The sequence below is a fragment of the Marinagarivorans sp. genome, assembly GCF_982758155.1.
The window spans coordinates 1-6,464 of sequence record NZ_CEXWTU010000260.1 but is presented as its reverse complement, the minus strand read 5'-3'; the positions used below and the strand labels follow the sequence as shown (position 1 = coordinate 6,464).

Annotated in this window: 5 protein-coding genes and 1 pseudogene; 3 read left to right on the top strand and 3 right to left on the bottom strand. The window is 42.9% G+C overall.

Annotated features, from left to right (window positions below; genetic code table 11):
• The 3 genes and pseudogenes from AC3A8L_RS18855 to AC3A8L_RS18845 form a co-directional block, all read left to right on the top strand.
• Positions 1 to 358, top strand: a pseudogene (locus tag AC3A8L_RS18855) (hypothetical protein); the annotation flags it as partial.
• 456 nt (positions 359 to 814) lie between these two features.
• Positions 815 to 1,414, top strand: a complete 600-nt coding sequence (locus AC3A8L_RS18850; RefSeq protein ID WP_487963825.1) for a hypothetical protein — start codon at positions 815 to 817, stop codon at positions 1,412 to 1,414.
• A gap of 1,133 nt (positions 1,415 to 2,547) precedes the next feature.
• Positions 2,548 to 3,096, top strand: a complete 549-nt coding sequence (locus tag AC3A8L_RS18845; protein ID WP_487963824.1) for a hypothetical protein — start codon at positions 2,548 to 2,550, stop codon at positions 3,094 to 3,096.
• 34 nt (positions 3,097 to 3,130) lie between these two features.
• Here the strand turns inward: AC3A8L_RS18845 and AC3A8L_RS18840 are convergent, their stop codons facing one another.
• From AC3A8L_RS18840 to AC3A8L_RS18830, 3 genes are all read right to left on the bottom strand, one after another.
• Positions 3,131 to 3,316, bottom strand: a complete 186-nt coding sequence (locus AC3A8L_RS18840) for a hypothetical protein (RefSeq protein ID WP_487963823.1) — start codon at positions 3,314 to 3,316, stop codon at positions 3,131 to 3,133.
• Positions 3,317 to 3,465: 149 nt separating this feature from the next.
• Positions 3,466 to 5,373: a leucine-rich repeat domain-containing protein gene (locus AC3A8L_RS18835; RefSeq protein WP_487963822.1), complete on the bottom strand. Its 1,908-nt coding sequence runs from the start codon at positions 5,371 to 5,373 to the stop codon at positions 3,466 to 3,468.
• 834 nt (positions 5,374 to 6,207) lie between these two features.
• Positions 6,208 to 6,464, bottom strand: a 257-nt coding sequence (locus AC3A8L_RS18830; RefSeq protein ID WP_487963821.1) for a hypothetical protein, incomplete at its 5' end; no start/stop codon positions are given.

Here is a 6,464-nt window from a genome sequence, read left to right as displayed (position 1 = left end):
ATTATCTACCATTCTTAATGTGCATAATTATGCCATTTATAAAGAAGGTGAAATACATGTTGTAAAGGGTGCGCGATATCTTCGCCATAGCGGTGTTCCATCGTATAAAGAAGGTGAAAGATATTACCCTAGTCAAATTCTATCAAAGATAATTTATGTGAATAATGCTTGCGTTGCCACTTTACTACCTTTGATTAGGCCTCTGGCTCCGCATCATGCACACCTTGCTGTAAACGCTACTAGTAATGCTGTTTTAATTACAGATATATTTGCAAATATACAGAGGGTTGAGTCAGTTATTGAGGAGGTGGATGTTAATACGAAAAAACAGAAAAATTGTTTGACGAAAAATAGTTAGCTTCATCAGCTGGGTGCGCGAGGTAAGTGATAATTTTTTCTCGCTAGAAGTTTGAAGCGAATCCTTTCTTTTACTCTGTGTGAACCCCCGAGCTAGATTGCCCAAGCTACGCGTTGGCAAACCTTGTAAGCTTCAAATTAGCTTGCCTGTACGATGAATTAATTAAGTGCATATTAATCCAACTTTTATGCTGGTCGGTGCCGAGCGCAGTATAGAGTCAATCTTTTTATGTTTGATTCGCTGTTGTGAAATAACTTCCTTGTCTTGCATTCTTGGTCTCGGCAGTATGAATGGGTAGTTGTTCGTGCACGGCAGATGAAACGTATTTCCTTCGTTGGTGTGCAGATTTTTTAGTGTGAAAAAAATTAAAAGTTAAACTGAAAAGCTATTAATATCTTTGATGTTAAGTTTTTTAAAATTTAAAGTGTTAATTGAAAATATAAAAGGGGGTGATAAGTGATGGGAATATATCGGCGGTTATTGGTTTTAGTGATTTTTTGTGTGGCTGTAAATTCTGCTTGTGCAAATACTGAAGTTGAAGTTGATAGTGAGGTTGGCGTTACGCTAAGCTCATTGGTTGAAACGTTGGCCGAAAGTGACGACATTAAAATTATATATCCTGGTGAACTGGCGGGGATTAAATTCCATAGCGTTGATTTTAATCTTAGTGCGATCAGCTATTCCGAATTATCGATAATGCTTAGTATGCATGATTATTTGATGTATAAAGAGGGGGGGCTTCACGTTGTGGTTAAAAAGCGGCGTATTCGCTCTAGCCCCATTCCCCATTTTAATGATGGGGGGAGTTATCTGCCTAGTCAGGCTATTACAAAAGTGATTCGTGTGGAAAATGCATGCGTGTCGCGCTTGCTTCCCTCCATTAGGCCTTTGGTTTCCACATTCGCACACTTGGCGGGTGATGTGGCGAGCAATACCATAGTTGTTACCGACATATATTCAAATATACAGCGGGTAGAATCCATAATTCTAGATTTAGATTCACATACGAAAAAACAGAAAGATTGTTCGGAAAAAAGAGTTAGTGCTGTGAAATAGTTCAATTGAATAAGATGCTGTGATTTGTTGGTATTTAAGGGGTGAGGCAATAATAGATTATCCAATTAAGCGCAGAAGGCCTGCAAGGAGGTAGATTATTAGAGTGACGCATCGGGCGGGAAGCCCTTTATTGGACATTGCATCCGTATAGGGGTATACGTATTAGGGTAATGCAGTAGCTATTACCGAGGAGCATAATGTTTAGGAGTCGTTATCGAAACGGCTTTTTCATTAGGGCGCTTAAAGGGGCGCGTGTAGGGGGAGGCACACCTTGTCGATTTTGTGTCAGCCTGCCAACGAAAGCCTCTTCACCGGATGACAGTATGCGGTGAATCTCCAGCTTTTGAGCGGGTTTAAATTCCACCTTTCAGCGCCTCTTCTATGTCGGCCGGGTGTGTTGTCTGGCGCGGTGAGGATGACGTTGTTGTAAGCTCATAAAGGCGCGCAAGGGAATCCAGTGATTGCCCCAGCAGTAAGGGTTACCGAAAAGAAATATGCCCAGTAAGTTCAAAATTTTTAGTCGTTGCGGCGGGTACGCAGCTGCGTTTAGCTAACGCCTCGCGCGACATTTTGGCCTGTTTGCGTAAGCCGCGTAAGTGTGCGGCAAAAGCTTGGCTAACATTAGTATCGTTAAGAATGGTAATGCGTATGCACGAAAACCTATTTGGGTATTATGTTATCCATTGTAGGCTAAAATCATCATTTATGGATACTATGATATCCATTTTCTGTGCTAAGGCGGGTGTTAGCTTCTCGTTATTGGACCGTAATGATTGAGCGTTTGGGGTGTCTCGAAATGCGTTAGCTTTTTGCCTTGATATAGGGGGCGAAAAGGTGGGGCGGCGTATGTAGGCTCGCAGTGGATATTGAGATCGTTGTAAATATCTTTTTTGCACAGCTAATCGTCTAGCTCCTTCTGGTGCGCGTACGTCTGGAAAAGTTCCACGTTAAAATAGTACTTATTTAGCGTGCTAAATTAACTAAGTATGGAACGATGAGGATTATTAAGGTCTTTAAGTGTGAGGTTATTGGGTAGAGTGGGTTAGCCGAAATATTTAATTAAAAACATTATTAATGGTGGTAAAAAGGGTATGAGTATGTTTCGACGGTTATTAATTTCGATAGTTTTTTGTATGGGTGTAAATGCGGCTTATGGACATGCGACTGAAGAAGGGGGAGCAAGTGTTACGCTGAGCTCACTGGTAAAAGTGTTGGCTAAAAATAACGATATCAAAATAATGTATCCAGAAGAGCTCAGAAATATCACCCAGCATAGCTCTGGTATAAATCCTACTATTGTTAGTTATTCTGAATTATCTACCATTCTTAATGTGCATAATTATGCCATTTATAAAGAAGGTGAAATATATGTTGTAAAGGGTAAAAAATATCTTCGACATAGCGCTATTTCCTCGTATACAGAAGGTGAAGAATATTACCCTAGTCAAATCTTATCAAAGATAATTTATGTGCAAAATGCTTGCGTTGCCACTTTACTGCCTTTGATTCGACCGCTGGTTCCTCAGCATGCGCACCTTGCTGCAAACGCTACTAGTAATGCTGTTTTAATTACAGATATATTTGAAAATATACAACGTATAGAGTCCATAATTCTAGATTTAGATTCACACACGAAAAAACAGAAAGATTGTTCGGAAAAAAGAGCTAGTGCGGCTAAATAATTCAATTGAATAAGATGCTTTGATTTGTTGGTGTTTAACAAATATCTTCGAAGCGGATATTGTATTTGCTTAGCAATTGCCTTACTCGGTGCGAGTCGTTGTTCGAAGACTTTTCTTGCCGGCTGATGTTAAAGAGCTTTCTGCCTGCCTCAGCCATTGAGTTGGCGCTTTTACAGGCTTGTAAGATGCTGGCCAGCTGGACCTGCTCATAAAGGTCCATTTTTTGGCTGGTAAAAACGAGTGCCTGTCCCCGTTATTCGTTTTGGCTTGGTTGGGTGGTGGGGCTGTGTTGGAGTCTGCTGCTGGAATAGGGCCGTTGCCCCCTCACCCTATTGATGTTTCCCTTCTCACCGCCAGCCTGTTGATGGCTTATTCATCCTCGGTCGGCAAGCAGGCGTCATCGATGAATTTGGTTTGATTAACCACTTCGCAGGTGATTTTGGTGTTGGTCCAGCTGAAGATTTTCGTAAAAAATTCAGCGCTGAATAAAATATTTAAGTCTGGATTGTTGTGCAGGATAAGTTTCAGAAAGAAAAAATTAGTATTTGCAAAATTCAGCTCAGTGAGTTGATTGCCTGAAAGGTCTAAAGCATCGATGATTACTAGAGCTGACTCTGGTTCGGCTAAGGGAAAACTTATGGATTTCAGCTGATTATCTGCCGCCAGCAAGTGGGAGCTATTGAATGATTCCCAAGTAAGGTGGGATAGGTCCAAATGCTGAAGTTGATTGTCGGAGACATTCAGATACTGTAATTCCGGTAAATGAACAAGGGGAAGCTCACTTACATGGTTGTGTGCCGCCTCTAACCGAGTTAATTCGGTATTGTTCATGGTATTAAGCTCGCTCAACTGATTCGTGCTGACCATGAGCTGCTCCAATGCTGTGACTTGATCCAGTTGCAGCTGAGTTAAGCGGTTATTATTAAGATTAAGCAGACTTAAGAGTGGTAAATTACCGATGCTGATCTCTTGCAAACCTGCGCCACTAACTTCGGCCCATTCCAAAGCAGGAGCTATACTCAAGTCTAGGGTTTGCAGTGACGCGGGTGTACTGTTGTCACCTCGATAGTATAGGTTGGTTAAGGCGGGCATATTAGCCAATGATAAAGAGGTTAAAGGGTTGCCGGATAAGTTGAGCTCTTTCAACTGAGGGAAACTGCTTTGAGGGAAGTGGGTAAGCATGTTGTGCTTTAAATCCCATTTTCTTAGATCCGAGAATACTTCGGGCAGGCTTAGCTCGCTCAGGTTGGGGTTGTTATTTATATAAATACCCCGGAGTTTTTTACTTGAGCTTAAATCCAAGTGACTCAGTTGCGTCTCACTTGCGCCAAATGAAGTTAAGCTGCTTTGAGTGGGTAAGTTTAAGGTTTTCCAATCCCCCTTTTTTAAAAACAGAGTTTCTAGGGCTTTATTATCGCTTAAGTCTAGCGTGCTCTGCTGTGAGGAAAATATTAAGAGTTCCCGTAAGTGAGGAGCATCGGCAAAACTTAGGTTAGGCAGAACTGCGCTGTCTTGAATAATCAGCTCGGTTAGTTTAGGCGTTTTGGCCAGTGTCAATTCGTTGACTACTGCGGATTCCACAGACAATCTGGTCAATGCGGGCAATTGGCCAATGCTCAGAGGACTTTGTTTTCCGGCAGAAGAAAAATGCAGGTCGTTTAACTGTGGGAAGTCATTTAAAAACAGCGGTTCGCCTTGAAAGGAGTCTAGTGATAGCGATTGCAAACTAGGTTTATCACCCCAGTCAATGGTTAGCAATTCTGGAGCCTTTATATATAAATGATTTAATTGGGGTAAGGTTGTAAGGTCCAGCTCCTTAATGTTGGGCGACGAAAGGGAAATCGATTGCAAGTTCGTTGCATTACCCCAGTCAATGGTTAGCAGTTCTCTAGAGTATAAGTCCAAATGGTTTAAGTGGGGGAAGGCTGTAAGGTTCAACTCCTTGATGTTATATGCCTGCAGGGAGAGTTTTTCCAAATGACTAAAAACATCTAGCTCTTCTATCGACGGAGAGAAGCGAGTCGTACAGGAAAATGTCTTCACTTGGTGAGCGTAAACCAAGCCCTCCTTCTTCCAAGAGTGTCGCTCATGCTCTAGGCATTTCTGCAAACCCGCATCATTGAAGCTTACCCCCACTTGGACCTCCGGGAATAGTTCAATGCCGATTTGGCTACTGTTGGTATTAATTACACCCGTTTGGTTAGCTCCTTGCCCGTTGCAAGCACACAGGCCAGCGACCAAAATACTTAACATGAGTGTATTGGTACGTTGAGTCATAATAGTGATCCTTTTTTGTTATGGTTTTAGAGCTATACGGGTGCTGGCCAAAAAAGTTGCGGATTATTTTTTCTGAATTAATTCCTAGGGCAGAGGAAAAAATACTTTATCCAATAATGCCAGTATCCTGTTTCCGCAACTGCCTCGATGCCTTACTCGTCGACCTAGGCCCGCATCAATGTGATTAACTTAAGCGGTTAGGATTGGGGTGTAAGTAACGACGCAAACGCTGAGTCAGTAGGTGCAGTGCAACATATGGAAGCTACAGTTGTGCTGGCCAGACTTAAGCTAATGATATTTTCCGGCATGCGCCTTTGCCTCTTCGAGCGCCTTGCTGAGATAGCAGGCACCTTCGTCTAGTGAGGCAAACGATTGCAGCTACTCAGGTAGGCTCGAGAGTAGAGTGTCTGTCCCCCAAAATGTGTTTACCTTTAATGGCGCGTAAAGCATGGCTTATTTATAGAGGTCAAGTTTGCCTAAGCGTCTATTAATTAAACAAGTTGGCGGGGCAGGCACGTAATAAGGCAGGAGCGGCACGCTAAAAACATAACGACACTAAGTTTTATTGATTGTTTTTCATTTTGGCCAAATATGGTGTGTGTCTCGCCTATATGATGAGAGGCGCTAATAACTTCTGGCTAATAACTAGGGGTTATTTTTTGCAAGAGGCTTGGTAAAACGAGTGCTTGTCCGAGCTAGTTATTGCCTCTCTAGGCATGGCACCGTTGTGTTGGGGGGGGGGAGTTGTTTTTCGCGCGGTTTATAGGTTTTGAAGTTTAGGGGTGCCGTTTAAACGGTTGCAGAGCAATGCCCGCAACCGTTTAAATGGGAACCTTAAGGCTTTTTGTTCATACCGTTGCGCAAGCGGCGTGGGATTAGCAGTAATGCGATGAGCCCGAACCAAAGGCTAGCGCCTCCGCTTTTTCTTCTATTAGCTTGGTTGGGGGGTGGGGTTGTGTTTGAGTCTGCTGTAGGAATAGGGCAGGAAGCTAGCTTTTCACCCTGCGGGGTACTAGAGCCTGCGGCTTCATCTAAATAGGCCACAACCCAGGCGAGTGGGGCATTCCAGTTAATGGTGATTTCATTCGAGG